This is a genomic window from Variovorax sp. EL159 (assembly GCF_900100965.1).
Classification (GTDB): Bacteria; Pseudomonadota; Gammaproteobacteria; order Burkholderiales; family Burkholderiaceae_C; genus Variovorax.
The window spans coordinates 856,188-872,720 of the sequence record NZ_FMUJ01000002.1 but is presented as its reverse complement, the minus strand read 5'-3'; the positions used below and the strand labels follow the sequence as shown (position 1 = coordinate 872,720).

17 protein-coding genes are annotated in these 16,533 nt (G+C 67.1%); 10 read left to right on the top strand and 7 right to left on the bottom strand.

Annotation, left to right across the window (positions count from 1 at the left end; all coding sequences use genetic code 11):
- Positions 1-11 precede the first annotated feature (11 nt).
- A complete protein-coding gene (murB, locus tag BLQ28_RS10240; protein ID WP_093238815.1) occupies positions 12-1,064 on the bottom strand; it encodes a UDP-N-acetylmuramate dehydrogenase in 1,053 nt (350 codons plus the stop codon).
- A 42-nt stretch (positions 1,065-1,106) separates the two neighbouring features.
- Between murB and BLQ28_RS10235 the strand changes: the two genes are divergently transcribed.
- Complete coding sequence (locus tag BLQ28_RS10235) at positions 1,107-1,592, top strand: YajQ family cyclic di-GMP-binding protein (protein ID WP_093238814.1); 486 nt, start codon at positions 1,107-1,109, stop codon at positions 1,590-1,592.
- 4 nt (positions 1,593-1,596) lie between these two features.
- Positions 1,597-2,244 carry a retropepsin-like aspartic protease family protein gene (locus BLQ28_RS10230; protein WP_093238813.1) on the top strand — a complete coding sequence of 216 codons (648 nt, stop codon included), beginning with the start codon at positions 1,597-1,599 and terminating at the stop codon, positions 2,242-2,244.
- 10 nt (positions 2,245-2,254) lie between these two features.
- Here BLQ28_RS10230 and BLQ28_RS10225 read toward each other — a convergent pair whose 3' ends face one another.
- Genes BLQ28_RS10225 through BLQ28_RS10210 form a run of 4 tightly spaced genes read right to left on the bottom strand, consistent with a single transcriptional unit; the run spans position 2,255 to position 4,612 of the window.
- On the bottom strand, positions 2,255-2,608 hold the full coding sequence (locus BLQ28_RS10225; protein WP_093239442.1) for a RidA family protein: 354 nt from the start codon (positions 2,606-2,608) through the stop codon (positions 2,255-2,257).
- Between the two features lie 12 nt (positions 2,609-2,620).
- Positions 2,621-3,256, bottom strand: coding sequence for a glycerol-3-phosphate 1-O-acyltransferase PlsY (gene plsY, locus BLQ28_RS10220; protein WP_093238812.1), 636 nt, complete (start codon positions 3,254-3,256; stop codon positions 2,621-2,623).
- 58 nt (positions 3,257-3,314) lie between these two features.
- Entirely contained in the window at positions 3,315-4,109 is a 795-nt protein-coding gene (locus BLQ28_RS10215) for a DUF6348 family protein (RefSeq protein WP_143012468.1), read from the bottom strand.
- Between the two features lie 8 nt (positions 4,110-4,117).
- On the bottom strand, positions 4,118-4,612 hold the full coding sequence (locus tag BLQ28_RS10210; protein ID WP_093238809.1) for an aminoacyl-tRNA deacylase: 495 nt from the start codon (positions 4,610-4,612) through the stop codon (positions 4,118-4,120).
- Positions 4,613-4,693: 81 nt separating this feature from the next.
- On the opposite strand from BLQ28_RS10210, the gene BLQ28_RS10205 reads away from it, so the two are divergent.
- From BLQ28_RS10205 to BLQ28_RS10195, 3 genes are read left to right on the top strand one after another with little or no spacing between them, the layout of a single operon-like run.
- Positions 4,694-5,254, top strand: coding sequence for a DUF2975 domain-containing protein (locus tag BLQ28_RS10205; protein ID WP_093238807.1), 561 nt, complete (start codon positions 4,694-4,696; stop codon positions 5,252-5,254).
- Between the two features lie 7 nt (positions 5,255-5,261).
- Positions 5,262-5,486, top strand: a complete 225-nt coding sequence (locus BLQ28_RS10200; RefSeq protein WP_093238806.1) for a helix-turn-helix domain-containing protein — start codon at positions 5,262-5,264, stop codon at positions 5,484-5,486.
- A 38-nt stretch (positions 5,487-5,524) separates the two neighbouring features.
- Positions 5,525-6,079, top strand: coding sequence for a hypothetical protein (locus BLQ28_RS10195; protein WP_143012467.1), 555 nt, complete (start codon positions 5,525-5,527; stop codon positions 6,077-6,079).
- Positions 6,080-6,209: 130 nt separating this feature from the next.
- On the opposite strand, the gene BLQ28_RS10190 is transcribed toward BLQ28_RS10195, so the two are convergent.
- Complete coding sequence (locus BLQ28_RS10190) at positions 6,210-7,271, bottom strand: aldo/keto reductase (RefSeq protein ID WP_093239441.1); 1,062 nt, start codon at positions 7,269-7,271, stop codon at positions 6,210-6,212.
- 118 nt (positions 7,272-7,389) lie between these two features.
- On the opposite strand from BLQ28_RS10190, the gene BLQ28_RS10185 reads away from it, so the two are divergent.
- Entirely contained in the window at positions 7,390-8,325 is a 936-nt protein-coding gene (locus BLQ28_RS10185; RefSeq protein WP_093238803.1) for an alpha/beta fold hydrolase, read from the top strand.
- Here the strand turns inward: BLQ28_RS10185 and BLQ28_RS10180 are convergent.
- Positions 8,322-9,020: an aspartate/glutamate racemase family protein gene (locus BLQ28_RS10180; protein WP_093238801.1), complete on the bottom strand. Its 699-nt coding sequence runs from the start codon at positions 9,018-9,020 to the stop codon at positions 8,322-8,324. The two genes, BLQ28_RS10185 and BLQ28_RS10180, sit on opposite strands and share 4 nt — an antisense overlap.
- A 143-nt stretch (positions 9,021-9,163) precedes the next feature.
- Here BLQ28_RS10180 and BLQ28_RS10175 point away from each other — a divergent pair, with 143 nt between their 5' ends.
- The 4 genes from BLQ28_RS10175 (at position 9,164) to BLQ28_RS10160 (ending at position 16,531) form a co-directional block, all read left to right on the top strand.
- Positions 9,164-9,928: a class I SAM-dependent methyltransferase gene (locus tag BLQ28_RS10175; RefSeq protein WP_093238800.1), complete on the top strand. Its 765-nt coding sequence runs from the start codon at positions 9,164-9,166 to the stop codon at positions 9,926-9,928.
- 70 nt (positions 9,929-9,998) lie between these two features.
- Positions 9,999-14,753: a class I SAM-dependent methyltransferase gene (locus BLQ28_RS10170; protein ID WP_093238798.1), complete on the top strand. Its 4,755-nt coding sequence runs from the start codon at positions 9,999-10,001 to the stop codon at positions 14,751-14,753.
- A gap of 1 nt (position 14,754) precedes the next feature.
- On the top strand, positions 14,755-15,615 hold the full coding sequence (locus BLQ28_RS10165) for a class I SAM-dependent methyltransferase (protein WP_093238797.1): 861 nt from the start codon (positions 14,755-14,757) through the stop codon (positions 15,613-15,615).
- A gap of 34 nt (positions 15,616-15,649) precedes the next feature.
- Positions 15,650-16,531, top strand: coding sequence for a WcbI family polysaccharide biosynthesis putative acetyltransferase (locus tag BLQ28_RS10160; RefSeq protein WP_093238795.1), 882 nt, complete (start codon positions 15,650-15,652; stop codon positions 16,529-16,531).
- Positions 16,532-16,533: the final 2 nt, after the last annotated feature.

The following is a 16,533-nucleotide window of genomic DNA, read 5'->3' as shown; positions in this document are numbered from 1 at the left end:
GGATCAGCGGGTCAGACGACCACCGGCTCCGGTTCCAGCCGGATGCCGAAGCGCTCGTACACGCTGGTCTGGATGGCCTTGGCCAGCGTCATCACCTCGCCGCCGGTCACCGGGTTCTCGGTGCCGCCGCGGTTGACCAGCACCAGCGCCTGCTTCTCGTAGACGCCGGCATTGCCGACCGACTTGCCCTTCCAGCCGCAAGCGTCGATGAGCCAGCCGGCCGCGAGCTTGATGCTGCCGTCGTCCATCGGGTAGTGAACGATCTTGGGGTCGCGCGCGATGATGTCGGCGCACTGCTCCGGCGTCACCGTCGGGTTCTTGAAGAAGCTGCCAGCGTTGCCCAGCACGCGCCAGTCGGGCAGCTTGGCGCGGCGGATGGCGCAGATCCAGTCGAAGATGTCCTGTGCATCCGGCGTGAAGTTGCCGGTTTCTTCCATCTTGCGTTCCAGGTCGAGGTAGCCGACCACGGCCTTCCAGGGCTTGGGCAGGCGAAAGCGCACCCGGGTGATCACCGCCCGGCCCGCCAGGCCGAAGTCGTTCGGCCCGCTGCGCACGTGCTTGAACACCGAGTCGCGGTAGCCAAAGGCGCATTGCGCGGCATCGAGCGTGAAGGCGCGACCTGTTTCGAGGTCGAAGGCATCGAGCGAATCGAAACGGTCTTGCAGTTCGACGCCGTAGGCACCGATGTTCTGCACCGGCGAGCCGCCCACCGTGCCGGGAATGAGGGCCAGGTTTTCCAGCCCCGGGTAGCCGCTGCGCACCATCCATTCGACCGCGTCGTGCCAGATTTCGCCCGCGCCGGCCTCGACGATCCAGGCACGCGGGGTTTCTTCCACCAGCCGCAGGCCCTTGATTTCAACCTTCAGCACCAGCGGCTTGACGTCGCCGGTCAGCACGATGTTGCTTCCGCCACCCAGCACGAAGCGGGGGGCGTCGCGCCATTGCGGATCGGCACGCAGCGCGACCAGATCGGCCTCGTCGGTGATCCGCGCCAGATGCTGCGCGCGCGCGACGATGCCGAAGCTGTTGTACGGCTGCAGAGGGACGTTGGACTCCACGATCATGGGAGAATTGTCGCATTCAGCCCAGTGCATCCAGGAGAGCCCATGCCGTCATTCGATACCGTCTGCGAGCCCAATCTGCCCGAAGTGAAGAATGCGGTCGAAAACACCGCCAAGGAAATCGCGACGCGCTTCGATTTCAAGGGCACCGCCGCTGCCGTCGATCTCAAGGACAAAGAGATCACCATGATCGGCGACGCCGAGTTCCAGCTCGTGCAGGTCGAAGACATTCTTCGCGCCAAACTCACCAAGCGCAGCGTCGATGTGCGCTTTCTCGACAAGGGCGACGTCCAGAAGATCGGCGGCGACAAGGTCAAGCAGGTCATCAAGGTCAAGAGCGGCATCGAGAGCGAGCAGGCCAAGAAGATCACCCGCATCATCAAGGACAGCAAGCTCAAGGTGCAGGCCGCGATCCAGGGCGACGCGGTGCGCATCACCGGGGCCAAGCGCGACGACCTGCAGGCCGCGATGGCGTTGATCAAGAAGGACGTGCCCGACATGCCCCTCTCGTTCAACAACTTCCGCGACTGACCCCATGAAGTCCCTCGTCATCGCAGCGCATCTTCTGACCGCCGTTGCGATGGCGAATGCCGCCGGCTCGTCGGTCATGCTGACCGGCACCATCGGCAACCGCGCGATCCTGATCGTGAACGGCGCACCGCCCAAGACCGTGGCGGTCGGCGAGAGTTTCCAGGGCGTGAAGCTGGTGTCGCTCCAGTCGGAGCAGGCAGTGGTCGAGTCCGAAGGCAAGCGGGTCACGCTGCGCATGGACACGCCCATCAGCATCGGCGGCAACGGCGGTGGCTCCAGTGGCGGCAGCCGCATCGTGCTGTCGGCCGACAGCCGCGGCCACTTCATGACGCCGGGCACCATCAATGGCCGCACGGTCACCTTCATGCTCGATACCGGCGCCACGTCGATCGCGCTGTCGGCGGCTGATGCGCAACGCATCGGGCTCGACTTCAGCAAGGGACGGCCGGTGCAGATAGGCACCGCCAACGGCATGACGCAAGGCTACAGGCTGCGGCTGCAGTCCGTGCGCGTGGGCGACGTCGAGGTCTACGACATCGACGCCGTCGTCTCGCAGGAGCCGATGCCCTATGTGCTGCTGGGCAACAGCTTCATCAACCGCTTCTCGATGCGCCGGGACGCGGACCAGATGGTCCTCGAAAAGCGGTATTGAAACCCTGGCGTCAGGCCTGCGCGGCCGTCACCACGATCTCGATCTTGTAGGCCGCATTGGCCATCTTGGCCTGCACCGTGGCGCGCGGCGGCGTATTGCCGGCCGGAATCCACGCGTCCCACACCTCGTTCATCGCCGTGATGTCGGTGATGTCGGCCAGGAAGATCTGCGTCATGAGGATGCGCGACTTGTCGCTGCCGGCCTCGGCCAGCAGGCGGTCGACCATGGCGAGCACCTGCGCGGTCTGGCCGCGGATGTCCTGCGTGGTGTCGTCGGGCACTTGCCCGGCAAGGTAGATGGTGCCGTTGTGAACTGCCGTCTCGGACAGACGCGGGCCGACGTGGAAGCGGGTGATGTTTGCCATGGTGTTCTTCAATCAAGCCTTTTTCTTCGAGCCGAGTTTCGACTCCGTGCCGGCCGCGAGCCGGCGGATGTTTTCGCGGTGCCGCCAGATCAGCAGCAAGCTCATGATGATGATCGCGATCAGCACCGTGCGATCGAGCGGCCACGCGATGTTGCCGCCGAGCAGATAGTAGGCCGGCGCAAAGAAGGCCGCCACCAGCGACGACAGCGACGAATAGCGAAAGAACACCGCGATGATCAGCCAAGTGGCGCCGGTCGCCAGCCCCAGCCAGGGCGCGATGCCGACCAGCACGCCGGCCGCCGTGGCCACGCCCTTGCCGCCCTGGAAGCCGAAGAACACCGGGTAGAGATGGCCCAGGAAGGCCGCGAGGCCCGCCAGCGCGGCCACACCTTCGCCCAGGCCCCACTGCGCGCCGAAATGACGGATCAGGAACACCGGCAGCCAGCCCTTGAGCGCATCGAGCACCAGGGTGGCCAGCGCCGCGCCCTTGTTGCCCGAACGCAGCACGTTGGTCGCGCCGGGGTTGCCGCTGCCGTAGCTGCGCGGGTCGGCCATGCCGAGCGACTTGCTCACGATGACCGCAAAAGACAGCGAGCCGATCAGGTACGACGCCACGATGGCGATGAGGGATGGCAGATGAAAGCTCAAGACGGCGCTCCGCGGGGATGGTTGTTTTTCTTCGGTGACAAACGAGGGCGTGCCGTCGTCAGGTCTCGGGCGGCGATTGGATCACAACGTATTGCTTGCGAAACTCGAAGCCGCGGTCGGGCCACTGCGCCACGTAGGCGCGCAAGGCGTCCGCACCGGCCGCCCAATCTTCGCCGTTGACGCGGCAATCGGCCTGTACCTCGCCATCGGCGTCACGCGCGGCATAGAGGCGCACGGCATGCAGCCCGTCCGATTCGATCTGCGGCTTGAAGGCTTCCCAGCTGTTGGTGAACAGGCAGCAGGGGCAGAACGGATGCTCGTCTTCCACCTCGGTATCTTCTTTCGTCGCATGGTGCGCGACGGGGCCGAACAGCACGCGCCGCTCGCGCCCTTCCTGCCAGTTCATGCGCATCGACGTGCAATGGGCCAGCTCGCTGCCCAGCGCATCCTGGAACACGACCAGATCGACCTGCGCCCAGAGGTCGAAGCCGCGGGTCAACGCGCCTTCGGTGCTTTCACCGTACGAATGCTGGTATTCGAAGATGCCCTGCGGCAACAAGTCGGCATGCGCCACTTCGATAGTGGTGGAGGTGCGCAAGCTGGCGTCCTCGGCCATCGAGAAGCTCAGGATCTGCGGCAGCAGCCAGAGCCCATCGGGCAGCACGACCCAGCCGTCACGCGCCAGTTCAGCGGCATGGCCACGCGCCAGCAGCGCGTCGCGCAGCAGCGCCGGCAGGTCGAGCGATTCGGTCCATTCGCGCTCATCGTTGCAAAAGGCAATTTCGAACGTGATGCCCTTGCCCGGGTTACCGGCGGCCCGCACAGGAAAGAAATCGGAAGACGGGGATGTCATGGCGCCGGCTATTCTGCCAGCGCACATTGCACCGGCTTGGCCCCCAGCAGCGTCACGCACACCTGCGGATCGATGCCGATGAGGTAGCCGCGCCGGCCGCCGTTGATCACGATGCCCGGCAACTCAAGGATCGTCGATTCGATGTAGACCGGCATCTCGCGCCGCGTGCCGAACGGCGAGGTGCCGCCCACCATGTAGCCGCTGTGGCGCTGCGCCACTTCGGGCTTGCAGGGCTCGACCGACTTGGCGCCGATCTGCCGCGCGAGGTTCTTGGTCGACACCGTGCGGTTGCCGTGCATCAGCACGATCAGCGGCTTGGCGTCCTGGTCCTGCATCACCAGTGTCTTGATGACGGTGAACGGATCGAGCCCGAGCATCTCGGCGCCGCGCTGGGCGCCGCCGTGCTCCATGTACTCGTAGGGGTGCTCGGTGAAAGCGATCTTGTGGGCGCGCAACAGCTGCGTCGCAGGGGTCTCGGAGGTGTGGGTGCTTTTCTTGGCCATCTTGCTGGCGGTCCGTCTTCAGAAAGTATTTATTGTTTTACGATAAACTTTGATCGTTTTATATTGAATAACGACCTGGATATGCAGCATACGCCAGCCCCGGCGGCCACGCCCTCGTTCTATCTGAAGCGACACGCCCAGGTCGTGCATGCGCTGATCCTTGTGGGCGTCGTCCTGCTGGTGGTGCAGCCCGTGCTGCTGCTGGCGTTCGAGCGCCCGTGGCTCGACCTGTTCGGCGCGGGCAGTTTTCTTGGCCTGCCCACGGCGCCTGCCGACGGCCCGGCACGCTGGCGCACGGCCCTGGTCAGCCTGCTGCCGGTGGGCGGCGGCCTGTATGCGCTGCGGCAGCTGTGGCGGTTGTTCGGCGAGTACGGACACGGCCGGGTCTTCGGCAAGACCGCGCAGGACGCGCTGGTGCACTTCGCCTGGGCGGTGCTGCTGCTGGCATTGCTGCTGCCGCTCGCGCGCGGCCTGATGACCGTGGCGCTCAGCATCGGCAACCCGCCGGGCCAGCGCTTCATGTCGATCTCCATCGCATGGTTCGACTGCCTGCACATCCTGTTCGGCGCGGTGCTCGTGGCCATCGCCCGCGTCATGGCCGAGGCCCGACGACTGGCCGACGACAACGCCGGCTTCGTCTGAACGCGCCATGCCGATCATCGTGAACCTCGACGTCATGCTCGCCCGGCGCAAGATGCGATCGCGCGAACTGGCGGAGCATGTGGGCATCACCGAGCAGAACCTGTCGCTGCTCAAGAGCGGCAAGGTGCGCGGCGTGCGCTTCGACACCCTGGAGCGCATCTGCGAAGCGTTGCAATGCCAGCCTGGCGACCTGCTCGAGTGGCAGCCCTCTTCCCCCGCCTCCGAGCCCTGACGCCGCGCCCTGCCCTGGCGGCCCTGGTGTTGGCCGTGGTGGCCATGCATGCAGGCGTGCTCTGGCTGATGCTGCTGGCGTCGCGGCCGCACGTGCGGCAGGCCGGCCCGACGAAGCGCATCGCGATGGAGGTCGTGCAGGTCTTGCCTTCGCCGAAGGCCGAGCTGCCGGCCCGACCGACAGGCACACCACGCATGGCTGCAGCGGCGGCGGCGCCACGCACGCCCGTCAGGCGCGTGGCACCGGTGACGCGCGGCGATGTCGTCACCGCATCACCCAGCGCCCCGGCCGCTCCAGCGGCCAGGGAAGAGCCGTCGCAGGCACCCGGCCCGTCGCCTGCTCCACTGATCCTCAACTCCGACGCCACGCGCCGCGCCTTGCGCGACGTGGCCCGTCAACGCTCTTTCGCCGACCGCGCGAATCAAGACCTCCAAGGCCCCGCCCCTTCCACCTTCGATTCGAAGCTGAGTGCCGGCGTCGCAGGCGCAGCACATGGCGACTGCATGAAGGGCCAGTTCAAGGGAAACAACATGGGCCTGCTGAGCCTGCCAGCCCTCGCGATAGCCGCCGCCAGCGGCGAATGCGCCCGTTAACCGCGGAACCAGCCAGCCTGGACTTCTTCGTGAAACACCGCGGAACCGGCTTTGCCGGGCCGCAGGTGTTGCCCCCGGCGAGGGGGAAGGAGAAGCGACACGAAGTGCGCGAAGCCTGGGGGTGTGCCAATCACGCGGCGGGGTCGCGAATCTCCCAGCGGATCTTGTCGATCTCGGCCAGGATCTCGGGCGACAGCGTGGTGCCGTACACGTCCAGGTCTTCTTCGAGCTGCGCCACCGACGTCACGCCGATGATCGTGCTCGCCACCTGCCACTTCGTGTAGCAGAACGCCAGCGCCAGTTGCGTCGGCGTCAGGCCGTTGTCGCGTGCTAGCTGGTTGTAGCGCCGGGCCGCGCGCAGCGAATCGGGGCGGCCCCAGCGCTGCTTGCGCACCGACTCGTAGCTCGAAATGCGGGCCCCCTTCGGCGCATCCGGTCCTTCGATGCCGCTCTGGTCGTACTTGCCCGTCAGCAGGCCGAAGGCCAGCGGCGAGTAGGCCAGCAGCGACACGCCCAGCCGGTGCATCGTCTCGTCCAGCGCGTTTTCATGGCCACGGCCGATCAGGTTGTAGACGTTCTGCACCGACGCCACGCGCGGCAGCCCGTGCTGCTCGGCCAGCCGCACGAACTCGTGCACACCGTAGGGCGTTTCGTTCGACAAGCCGATCGTGCGCACCTTGCCCGCCTTCACCAGCTTGCCCAGCGCTTCGAGCTGGTCGTGGATCGGCGTCTTCGACGTTTCCTTGGCCGGGTCGTAGTACATGTTGCCGAACAGCGGCACATGGCGTTCGGGCCAGTGGATCTGGTACAGGTCGATGACGTCGGTCTTCAGCCGCTTCAGGCTGGCATTGCAAGAGGCCTCGATGTCCTCGGGCGTCATGCCGCTGCCTTCGCGCACCCAGGGCATGCCGCGCGACGGACCGGCCACCTTGGTGGCGAGCACGAGCTTCTGGCGCGCGCCGGGGTTGGCGGCGAACCAGTTGCCGATGATGGTTTCGGTGACGCTGTAGGTTTCCTTGCGCGTGGGCACCGAGTACATCTCGGCGGTATCGATGAAGTCGATGCCGCGTTCGAGCGAACGGCTCAGGATGGCATGGGAAGTGGGCTCGTCGACCTGTTCGCCGAAGGTCATCGTGCCCAGGCAGATCGGGGTGACGTGCAGGTCGCTTTGACCGAGTTGGATCTTTTTCATGCGCGGGATGCTACCGCCCTGCCCCACCGCGCGCTGGCCGCATCCGAAAAGCCCGACGACGCCTGCCTGTCCTGTGCCGGACTGCGCCGACGAAGGCGCGTCCTTATCATCGGTCGCCATGTACCAAGCCCTCCGCCCCTCCCGCAGCGAATTCGTGCCCGTGCGCAATCTCAGCTACCACGTGCGCCTGTGGGGCCAGCCCTCGGACACGCGCCCGCCGTTGGTGCTCGTGCATGGCTGGATGGACGTGGCCGCCTCGTGGCAGTTCGTGGTCGATGCCATGGCGCAAGACCGCTTCATCATCGCGCCCGACTGGCGCGGCTTCGGTCTGACCGATGGCGGCGGTGTCGACAACTACTGGCTGGCCGACTACCTCGCCGACCTCGAATGGCTGCTCGACCACTACGTGGGCGAAGTCCGCGACGGCGAGAGCCCCCGGCAGATCGACCTTGTCGGCCACAGCATGGGCGGCAACGTCGCCATGCACTACGCGGGCGTGCGGCCCGAACGCATCCGCCGCCTCGTCAACCTCGAAGGCTTCGGCATGCCCATGCGCAGGCCCGACGAAGCGCCCGCGCGCTACGGCCAGTGGATCGACGAACTCAAGCGCCTGCACCGCGGCGAAATGGCGCTGGCCGGCTACTCGGCGGTGGACGGCGTGGCACGCCGGCTCATGAAGACCAACCCGCGCCTGTCGCAGGACAAGGCCGACTGGCTGGCCAGCCACTGGTCGGCCGGCCACGCACAGCCCGACGGCAGCCTGCGCTGGCAGATCCTTGGCGAAGCGGCGCACAAGATCGTCAACGCCCACATCTTCCGCGTCGACGAAACGCTGGCGCTCTATGCGCGCATCACGGCGCCGCTGCTGATGGTCGAAGCCTCGGACGACAGCCTGAAAGGCTGGTGGAAGAACCGCTTCACGCTCGATGAGTTCCACGAGCGCTTGAAGTCCGTGCCCTCGGTACGCATCGAGCGGCTCGGCGACGCCGGCCACATGCTGCACCACGACCAGCCGCAGCAGGTGGCGCGGATGATCGAGGACTTTTTGGCCTAGCCTTTTTGCGTGGCCCGGCGCAGCGCGGCCCGCGCCAGAAGGCGCGTCGAATCCAGCGTCGGCAGCGGCGAATTGGCGTCGCTCATGATCAGCGGGATCTCGGTGCAACCGAGCACGACGGCATCGCAACCGTCTTCGTCCTTCATGCGCTGGATGACGCGCTGGAAGGTCGCGATCGCCTCGGGCTTGAACACGCCATAGACCAACTCGTCCATGATGATCCGGGCGATCTCGTCGCGCTCCTCGACAGTGGGCCGAACGTATTCGAGCCCGCGCGCCGAGAGCTTCTCGGGATAGACCTCGCTGTCGACCAGCCAGCGCGTGCCGGTCAGGCCGATGCGGCGAAAGCCGCGCTGCGCCGCTTCGTCTGCCACGCAGCCCGCGATGTGCAGCCACGGCAACGGCGAGCGCGCCTCGATGAAGGGCAGGGCCTGGTGGATCGTGTTGTCGGGGCAGACCAGAAAGTCCGCGCCGATCTTCGCGAGCTTGTGCGCCGAGGCGAGCATCACCTCGCCCACGCCCCGCCAGTCGTTGCGGTAGATGTGCACCATGTAGTCCGACAGCGACGGCGTGTGCATCGAGACTTCAGGGTGGGCATGCGGGCCGAGCAGCTTCGCGCCCTCCACGCAGATGGTTTGATAACAAAGCGCTGCGCCTTCGGCGGAGCAACCGACGATTCCGATGTGCTGGGTCATCTACCCATTTTCGCGGATGACGCACCGTCATCTATTTGTTAGCATCGCACTCGCATTTAGTTACAAATCATTACGATGCCTGCATACCGCTTCATCGCGCACTTCTTCCATCTGCCTGCCACGCCTGCGCAATGCCTGCGGGGATGAGCACCGCCACCTCCTCGGCCTGGCGGCAAATCCAACGCGAGGCACCGGCCTTCGAGGCCTGCACTTTCTATCACTCGGTCGGGCTGCCTTCGCAGGGCCTCGTGCGCGGCTATTGGGACCTTCGCCCCACCGTCGATGCCTACCTGGGCGGTTTCGACTTCGCCGGCAAGTCGGTGCTCGAGGTCGGACCGGCCAGCGGATTTCTCTCGTTCCACATGGAGCGCGCGGGTGCAGTCGTCACGGCCATCGAGCCACCGATGGAGCGTCTCTGGGACGTCGTCCCCCTGCCCGGCTTCGACATGGCCGCCTGGCGCGAACAGTTCACCCGCGACATCCAGGGCGTGCGCAATTCGTTCTGGTATCTGCATCACCACTACCGCTCTTCGGTACGCCTGCTCGAGGCCAACCCGGAACATCTCTCGGCCGACGCGGGCGACTTCGACGTGGGCCTGTTCGCGGCCGTGCTGCTGCACTGCCGCTCGCCGATCTCGATCCTCGAAGGCTGCGCGCGACGCGTGCGCAGCACCGTCATCGTCACCGACCTCTATGACGCCACGCTCGGCGAGTTGCCCGTGTGCCACTTGCTGCCGCGCCCGAACATCCCGCAGGTCGACACCTGGTGGGCCCTCACGCCGGCCTTTGTGGTCAATGCGCTCGCGCTGATGGGTTTTCCGCACGCCCGCGTGACCACCCATCACCACAAGCGTGAGGTCGACGGCCTGCAGATTCCGATGTTCTCGGTGGTCGCGAACCGCCACTGAAGACAAGAGCGAAGCAAGCAGCAGCCCGGGGTGCGGCCCAGGCACCCGAAGAGACAGCCAAGGAAGCCGAATGCCCCATCGCCAACAACAACACGAGCAGCCCCAGGCCATCGCAGGGGAATGGCTCCCGGCCTCCGCTTCGCTGGGTGACCTCACGTCGCCCACGCTGTCGTCGATCTTCCGGCGCCCGCAGCGCATCGGCAAGCCCAGCGGCTGGTGGGGCCACGTGCCCTTCGCAGCCTGGGTGGTCGAGGCTTGCGAGCCGCGCATGCTGGTGGAGCTCGGCACGCACTACGGGGTGTCTTACGCGGCATTCTGCGAAGCCGTGCTCCACGCCGGCCTGCCCACGCGTTGTTACGCCGTGGACCACTGGCAGGGCGACGCGCACGCGGGCCGCTTCGGCGACAAGGTCTTCCAGGAGCTGCTCGAGTTCAACCAGCAGCACTACGCGGCCTTCTCCGAGCTGGTGCGCATGGATTTCGATGCCGCAGTCGATACCTTCGAGGACGGCACGATCGACCTGTTGCACATCGATGGCTTCCACACTTACGAAGCGGCGCGGCACGACTTCGACACCTGGAAGCGCAAGCTCTCGCCGCGCGCCGTGGTGCTGTTTCACGACACCAACGTGCGCCAAGGCGACTTCGGCGTCTACCGCCTCTTCGCGGAACTGGCCGCGGGGCTGCCGCACTTCGAATTCCTGCACGGCCACGGCCTCGGCGTGATCGCGCACGGCCCCCAAGCGCCCGCGGCCATCCGCCAGCTTTGCGCGGCTTCGCACGGCAGCGCGACACTGTCGATCCGCGACCGCTTCGCCATCGTCGGCGCGGTATGGGCGGGCCTTGCTCGCGAGCAAGAGGCGCAGCAAAGCTTCCGGCTGCAGGTCGAAGCACTGCAGGGGCACCACCGTGCGGCCGAGGCGGCTCGCGACGCGGCGCAGGGCCAACTGGACCAGGCGCTGCGCGAACGCGACGACGCCGTCGCACAGACACGCAATGCGGTGCGCGCCGAGCGCGAGCGCGACGTCGCACTAGGCCGCGCCTACCTGCTGCAGGCCCGACTCCAGGAAGCAGCGACCAGGCCCGCGAGTTCTCCGTCGTCCCGCAGCGAAGACATCGTGCAGCTCGAAGCCCGGTTCGCCGAGCTTCAGGCAAAGCTCGCGCACCAGGCCGAGCACCTGGCCGACGCCGAACAAACGCGCCGCGCGCTGACCGAGGAACTCGCACAGTCCACGCAACACCATGCGACGGCCGTTCGCTGGTTCGAGGAAGTCCAGAAGGAACGCACCGCATTGATCGCGGCAACTCTCGGCATGCGCGACCACCTTGCGACCTACACCGTCTCGGTCGGCCGCATGGTGTCCGACCTCGTGCGCCGGCACGGAGAGGTGATCGGCTTCGAACCCGCCACCGGAGCTGCGGCACAAGCCGTCACGCCGCCCGACCGCCCGGGGGTGCTGAGTCGCCTCCGCCCGAAGACGCTGCCGGCCGCGTTGCGCTGGCTCGCGCCGGCCGTGCGGCGCTACCGCATGGCCAGGCATCCAGTCGCGCAGGTCGTGCGGCACTCGATGCTCTTCGACGCGCAGTGGTATGCCGACACCTACCTCGACGTGAGGCGCTCAAGCGTCGATCCCGCCTACCACTACGCCATGTTCGGCAGCCGCGAGGCGCGCGACCCGAGCCCCTGGTTCTCCACCAGCGGCTACCTGCGCCACAACCCCGACGTGGCACAGGCCGGCACCAACGCGCTCTACCACTTCGAGGCCTTCGGCCGGCGCGAACAGCGGCCGTTCGTGCCGGGCTTCGCACAGGTCCAGCCTCCCGGCGTTCCGGCAACAGGCCTCCCTGCAACCACCATCACCACGCCTGCCGTCGCGGCCGACCTGAAGCAGACCTTCCGCGCCGATAGCGAAGCCGCGCTCGGCGCCTTTCTCGCGCGGCCCGATGCGCGCATCGGCCTGCCGGTCTCGGCGCAGCCGGCGGTGTCCATCGTGCTGGTGCTGCACAACCAGGCCGGCCTGACCTTCCGTTGCCTGGAAGCGCTCGCCCAGGCTATCGATGTGCCCGCCGAGGTGATCGTGGTCGACAACGCCTCGAGCGACCGCACCGCCGCGCTGCTCGCGCGCGTGGATGGCTGCCGCATGTTCGCGCAGTCCGAGAACCTGCATTTCCTGCGCGGCGCCAATGCCGGCGCGCGCGAGGCGCGGGGGCGCCACGTGCTTTTTCTCAACAACGACACCCAACTGGCGCCCGGTTCGCTCGCCGCTGCCTGCAGCCTGCTCGACGCCAAGGCAGATGTCGGCGCAGTAGGCGGACGCATCGTGCTGCTCGACGGCACGTTGCAGGAGGCCGGCTCGATCATCTGGCGCGACGGTGACTGTTCCGGTCACGGACGCGGGCAGGACCCGGCCGATGCGGCCTTCCAGTTCCGGCGAGACGTCGACTACTGCTCGGGTGCCTTCCTCATGGTGCGGCGCACCCTGTTCGAATCGCTCGCGGGCTTCGATCCGCTTTTCGCGCCTGCCTACTACGAAGACACCGACTTGTGCATGCGCGTGCGCGAGGCAGGCTTTCGCGTGGTGTACGAGCCCGCGGTACTGCTCACGCACTTCGAGTTCGGCAGCGCGGCTTCCGACGACGACGCCGCACGGCTCATGACGCGCCATCGCACGCTCTTCGCCCAACGGCACGCTCGCACGCTGGCTGAGACGCATCGCGCACGCAGCCACGGCGAGCTCGCCGCGCGCCAGCGCAGCAATGGCCGCGCAAGCGTGCTGGTCATCGACGATCAGGTGCCCATACCCAACCTCGGCGCCGGCAATCCGCGAGCCTGCAACCTCATCAACGCGCTGCATCGCGCAGGTGCGCTGCTGACCCACTACCCGGTCGCCTTCCCGGCCTGTGACGCCGCCGCGGCCGCGCGCTGCCTGCCCGCCGAATTGGAGCGCGTGACCGGCTCCGGCCGCCCGACGCTCGCCGACTTCCTGCGCAGTCGCATCGGCCTGTTCGACCTGGTGGTGGTGAGCCGCCCGCACAACATGGAGGTCTTCCGCCGCGCCTGCGAGGCCGTGCCCGGCTTCCTCGACCATAGCCGCGTGGTGTATGACGCCGAGGCCCTCTTTTCCGCTCGCGAGACACTGCGCCGCGAGGTGCTCGGCCTCGCCGCCAATCCACAGCCCGGCGCCATGACGCCGGAAACGGAACTTCGGCAGGCCCGCAGCGCTGCCGTGGTGCTCGCCGTGAGCGAGGCCGAGGCGCGCAGCTTCCGCCAAGCGGGCTGCCCCGACGTGCGAGTGCTCGGCCACTGCCTCGAACCCATGGCCGCCGATGCCGGAGCCGGCTTCGATGCGCGCCGTGACTTCCTCTTTGTCGGTCGCCTCGACGAGGAGGACTCGCCCAACGCCGACTCGGTGCGCTGGTTCGTCGACGAGGTCATGCCGCGACTCGACGCACGGATAGGCACCGCATACGGCGTGGACATCGTCGGCGGTTGCTCCCCCGCGCTGCGCGCGCGGCTCGGCAACTCGCGCGTGCGCTTCCACGGCCGCGTCGACAACGTCCAGGCGCACTACGACCATGCGCGCGTCTTCCTCGCGCCGACGCGCTTCGCCGCGGGGATTCCGCACAAGGTGCACGAAGCCTCTGCCCAGGGGCTGCCCAGCGTGGCCACGCCGCTGATCGCGGAGCAGCTCGGCTGGGCTTCGGGCGACGCGCTACTGAGCGCAGCGACCCCAGCCGACTTCGCCGCCGCCTGCGCGAGCCTTTACCAGGACCGCGTGCTGTGGGAGCGCCTGCGCGACAGCGGCCTCGCGCGCGTAGCGCAGGACTGCGCTCCTGCGCGCTTCGACGGCGTCGTGCAATCGCTGCTCCGCGATGTACCACACCAGTCACTGCCTGCACTGCAGGACGCCGCACGCGCGTTGCAGACCGCCCGCACCGCCAAGGAATGGAGCAGGCCGCTCGCCGAGCGCAACGAGACCCAGGGCTTGTTCTGGATGTCGCATCCACAGGTGATGCCGCGACTGAACCGCCTGGCGAGCGGCCAGCCGAACATCAACGCCTATGACCACCTGAAGAACCGGTTGAGCGCGGCCGGCTGGCAGTTTCCGGTGCGTCGCGTGGCCAGCCTCGGCTGCGGCTTCGGCGCGCTGGAGCGAGACCTCGCGGGACTCGGGATCGCCGAGCGCATCGACGGTTACGACCTCGCGGCACCAGCCATCGAAGAGGCGCGCCGCCTCGCCGCCGAGGCCGGCCTCCAGGGCCTGCACTATCACCTGATCGATCTGGAGCGCGAGCCGCTGCCCGAAAACGCGTTCGACATCGTTTTCGCAAGCCACTCGATTCACCACATCGAGAACCTCGACGGGCTCTTCGCCTCGGTACGGCGCGCGCTGCGCCCGGGCGGCGTGTTCCACCTGAGCGAGTTCATCGGTCCCGACCATTTCCAATGGACCGACGCGCAGTTACAGGGCATCAACGAGTTCATGGCGACACTGCCGCTGAAGTACCGGCGCTTTCCCTCCGGCATGGAACGCGGCGTGCTGAGCCGCCCCAGCGTTGCGGAGGTGATCGCGGTCGATCCGTCGGAGGCGGTGTGTTCCTCGCAGATCGTCGATGCGGTCGGTCGACACTTCCGGGTGGAGGAATTCCGCCCGCTCGGCGGCGCGCTGCTGCAGACCGGGCTCAGCGGCATCGCCCAGAACTTCGATCCTTCCGACCCCGAAGACGCGGCGCACCTGCAGCGCTTCTTCGACTTCGAGGACCGCTGGATGGCCGAAGGACTCATCGGCTCCGACTTCGCAGTAATCACTGCCGTACGGGACTGACATGGCCCGCGCCCTCGACACCTCCAACGCGCCCCTTTTCGTTCCGCCGGGCCACCACTACTCGCCTATCGTCAACACCGCACATGCACGCGCGCACTTCGCACGCCTGGCGGCCACCGCCGTGCCGTGCAAGCTGCCCGGCATCGCTACCGACGTCGCCGCCATGCGCAGGCTGTGGAGCGAGCTTCTGCCGTATTTCCAGGCCATGCCCTTCACGCACGAAAGGCGTCCGGGCATGCGCTTCGCGTTCGACAACCCGAGCTTCTCGTGGGCCGATGCGAGCGTGCTGCATGCAATGCTGCGGCTCCTGCGGCCACGCACCTACATCGAGATCGGCTGCGGCTGGTCATCTGCCTGCGCGCTCGACACCATCGAGCTGAACCTGGACGCGCAGTGCGAGGTGATCCTGATCGACCCCTTTCCCGAGCTCGCGCACGAGCTGCTCGGCGCGAGCCAGGCGCCCCTCACCGTGCTCGGCTGCCCTGTGCAAGAGGTGCCGCTGGAACTCTTCGCGCTGCTGGAGGCCGGCGACATCCTCTTCATCGACTCCACGCACGTGCTGCGCACCGGCAGTGACGTGTGCTTCGAACTCTTCGAGCTGCTGCCGCGGCTCGCGCCCGGCGTGGTTGTGCATGTGCACGATGTCTTCTGGCCGTTCGAGTACCCCGAGGCCTGGGCGGTCGACGAGAACCGCTCGTGGAACGAGCTGTACGCACTGCGCGCGCTGCTCACGAACAACCACGAATGGGAGATCCTGTTCTTCAACGACTACTTCGCGCGACACGAGCGCGCACTGGTCCAGGCCACCTACCCCGCCTTCCTGCGCAACACGGGCGGATCGCTCTGGCTGCGGCGCCGGTAAAGAAGAAAAAGAAGAAGGCGAAGAGGAGCAGCCCTTGATCCTGCACGGCAACACCGACCCCGATGCGGAGCTCGTCATCCTCTACGGCAACTGCCAGGTGCCGTGGATCGCGCAGCTGCTCTCGGCTGTGGACGGCCGCGACGGCCAGCGCGGCTACCTGAGCGTGCTCAACCACGGGCCGTCGGAGCAGGCGCTGCAGTTGCCCTCGCCGCGCGACCTCGCTCGCTGCAAGCTCTACCTGGAACAGTACGACAGCGAGATCTTCTTGCGTCAGCGCGAAGAGGTGCGCGACGGCATTCCCAAGGGCTGCCCGACAGTGCTGTTCCCGAGCTACCTGGCGCGCTTCCTGTGGCCCTTCAGGGTGGCCGAGCCCTCGCCGATGTGCGATTCCTCGCACGTGTTCGGCCGTTATTCCGAGGGCGACCGTGTGGGCCTGAAGGTTCGTGCCACCGGACTGCGCGGCGAAGCGGCGGTGGACGCCTACATCGCACGGTCCACTGAAAGCATGCCCAACCTCAATCGGCGCTTCGACGTGGACATGAACTTCATGGAAACCCGTGACCGTATCTGCGACGTGGCCGTGTGCGATTACGTGCGCGACAACTTCCGCACCGAGCACCTGTTCTGGAACTTCGGCCACGTCTCGGCGAAGGGAATCGCGGAGCTTGCAATTCGCGTGTGGCGCGCCGCGGCCTCCGACGTGGGTGGGGACGCCGCGACCGCACCCGCCAAGATCCGCGAGGCGGCCGAAGTGCTTGGCGGCATGGGGCCGATCCAGCAACCCATCCACCCGCGTGTGGCCGAACACTTCGGCCTTCAGTTCCATTCGCACGATATGCGCTACCGCTGGTTCGACCAACGTTGGACCTTCCGCGAGTACATGGCCCGCTACATCGGGCTGGACACGAACTGGTAGCG

Coding starts and splice junctions, on each gene's coding strand:
- murB (WP_093238815.1), bottom strand. CDS start 1,064: ATGATCGTGGAGTCCAACGTCCCTCTGCAGCCGTACAACAGCTTCGGC.
- BLQ28_RS10235 (WP_093238814.1), top strand. CDS start 1,107: ATGCCGTCATTCGATACCGTCTGCGAGCCCAATCTGCCCGAAGTGAAG.
- BLQ28_RS10230 (WP_093238813.1), top strand. CDS start 1,597: ATGAAGTCCCTCGTCATCGCAGCGCATCTTCTGACCGCCGTTGCGATG.
- BLQ28_RS10225 (WP_093239442.1), bottom strand. CDS start 2,608: ATGGCAAACATCACCCGCTTCCACGTCGGCCCGCGTCTGTCCGAGACG.
- BLQ28_RS10215 (WP_143012468.1), bottom strand. CDS start 4,109: ATGACATCCCCGTCTTCCGATTTCTTTCCTGTGCGGGCCGCCGGTAAC.
- BLQ28_RS10210 (WP_093238809.1), bottom strand. CDS start 4,612: ATGGCCAAGAAAAGCACCCACACCTCCGAGACCCCTGCGACGCAGCTG.
- BLQ28_RS10205 (WP_093238807.1), top strand. CDS start 4,694: ATGCAGCATACGCCAGCCCCGGCGGCCACGCCCTCGTTCTATCTGAAG.
- BLQ28_RS10200 (WP_093238806.1), top strand. CDS start 5,262: ATGCCGATCATCGTGAACCTCGACGTCATGCTCGCCCGGCGCAAGATG.
- BLQ28_RS10190 (WP_093239441.1), bottom strand. CDS start 7,271: ATGAAAAAGATCCAACTCGGTCAAAGCGACCTGCACGTCACCCCGATC.
- BLQ28_RS10185 (WP_093238803.1), top strand. CDS start 7,390: ATGTACCAAGCCCTCCGCCCCTCCCGCAGCGAATTCGTGCCCGTGCGC.
- BLQ28_RS10180 (WP_093238801.1), bottom strand. CDS start 9,020: ATGACCCAGCACATCGGAATCGTCGGTTGCTCCGCCGAAGGCGCAGCG.
- BLQ28_RS10175 (WP_093238800.1), top strand. CDS start 9,164: ATGAGCACCGCCACCTCCTCGGCCTGGCGGCAAATCCAACGCGAGGCA.
- BLQ28_RS10170 (WP_093238798.1), top strand. CDS start 9,999: ATGCCCCATCGCCAACAACAACACGAGCAGCCCCAGGCCATCGCAGGG.
- BLQ28_RS10165 (WP_093238797.1), top strand. CDS start 14,755: ATGGCCCGCGCCCTCGACACCTCCAACGCGCCCCTTTTCGTTCCGCCG.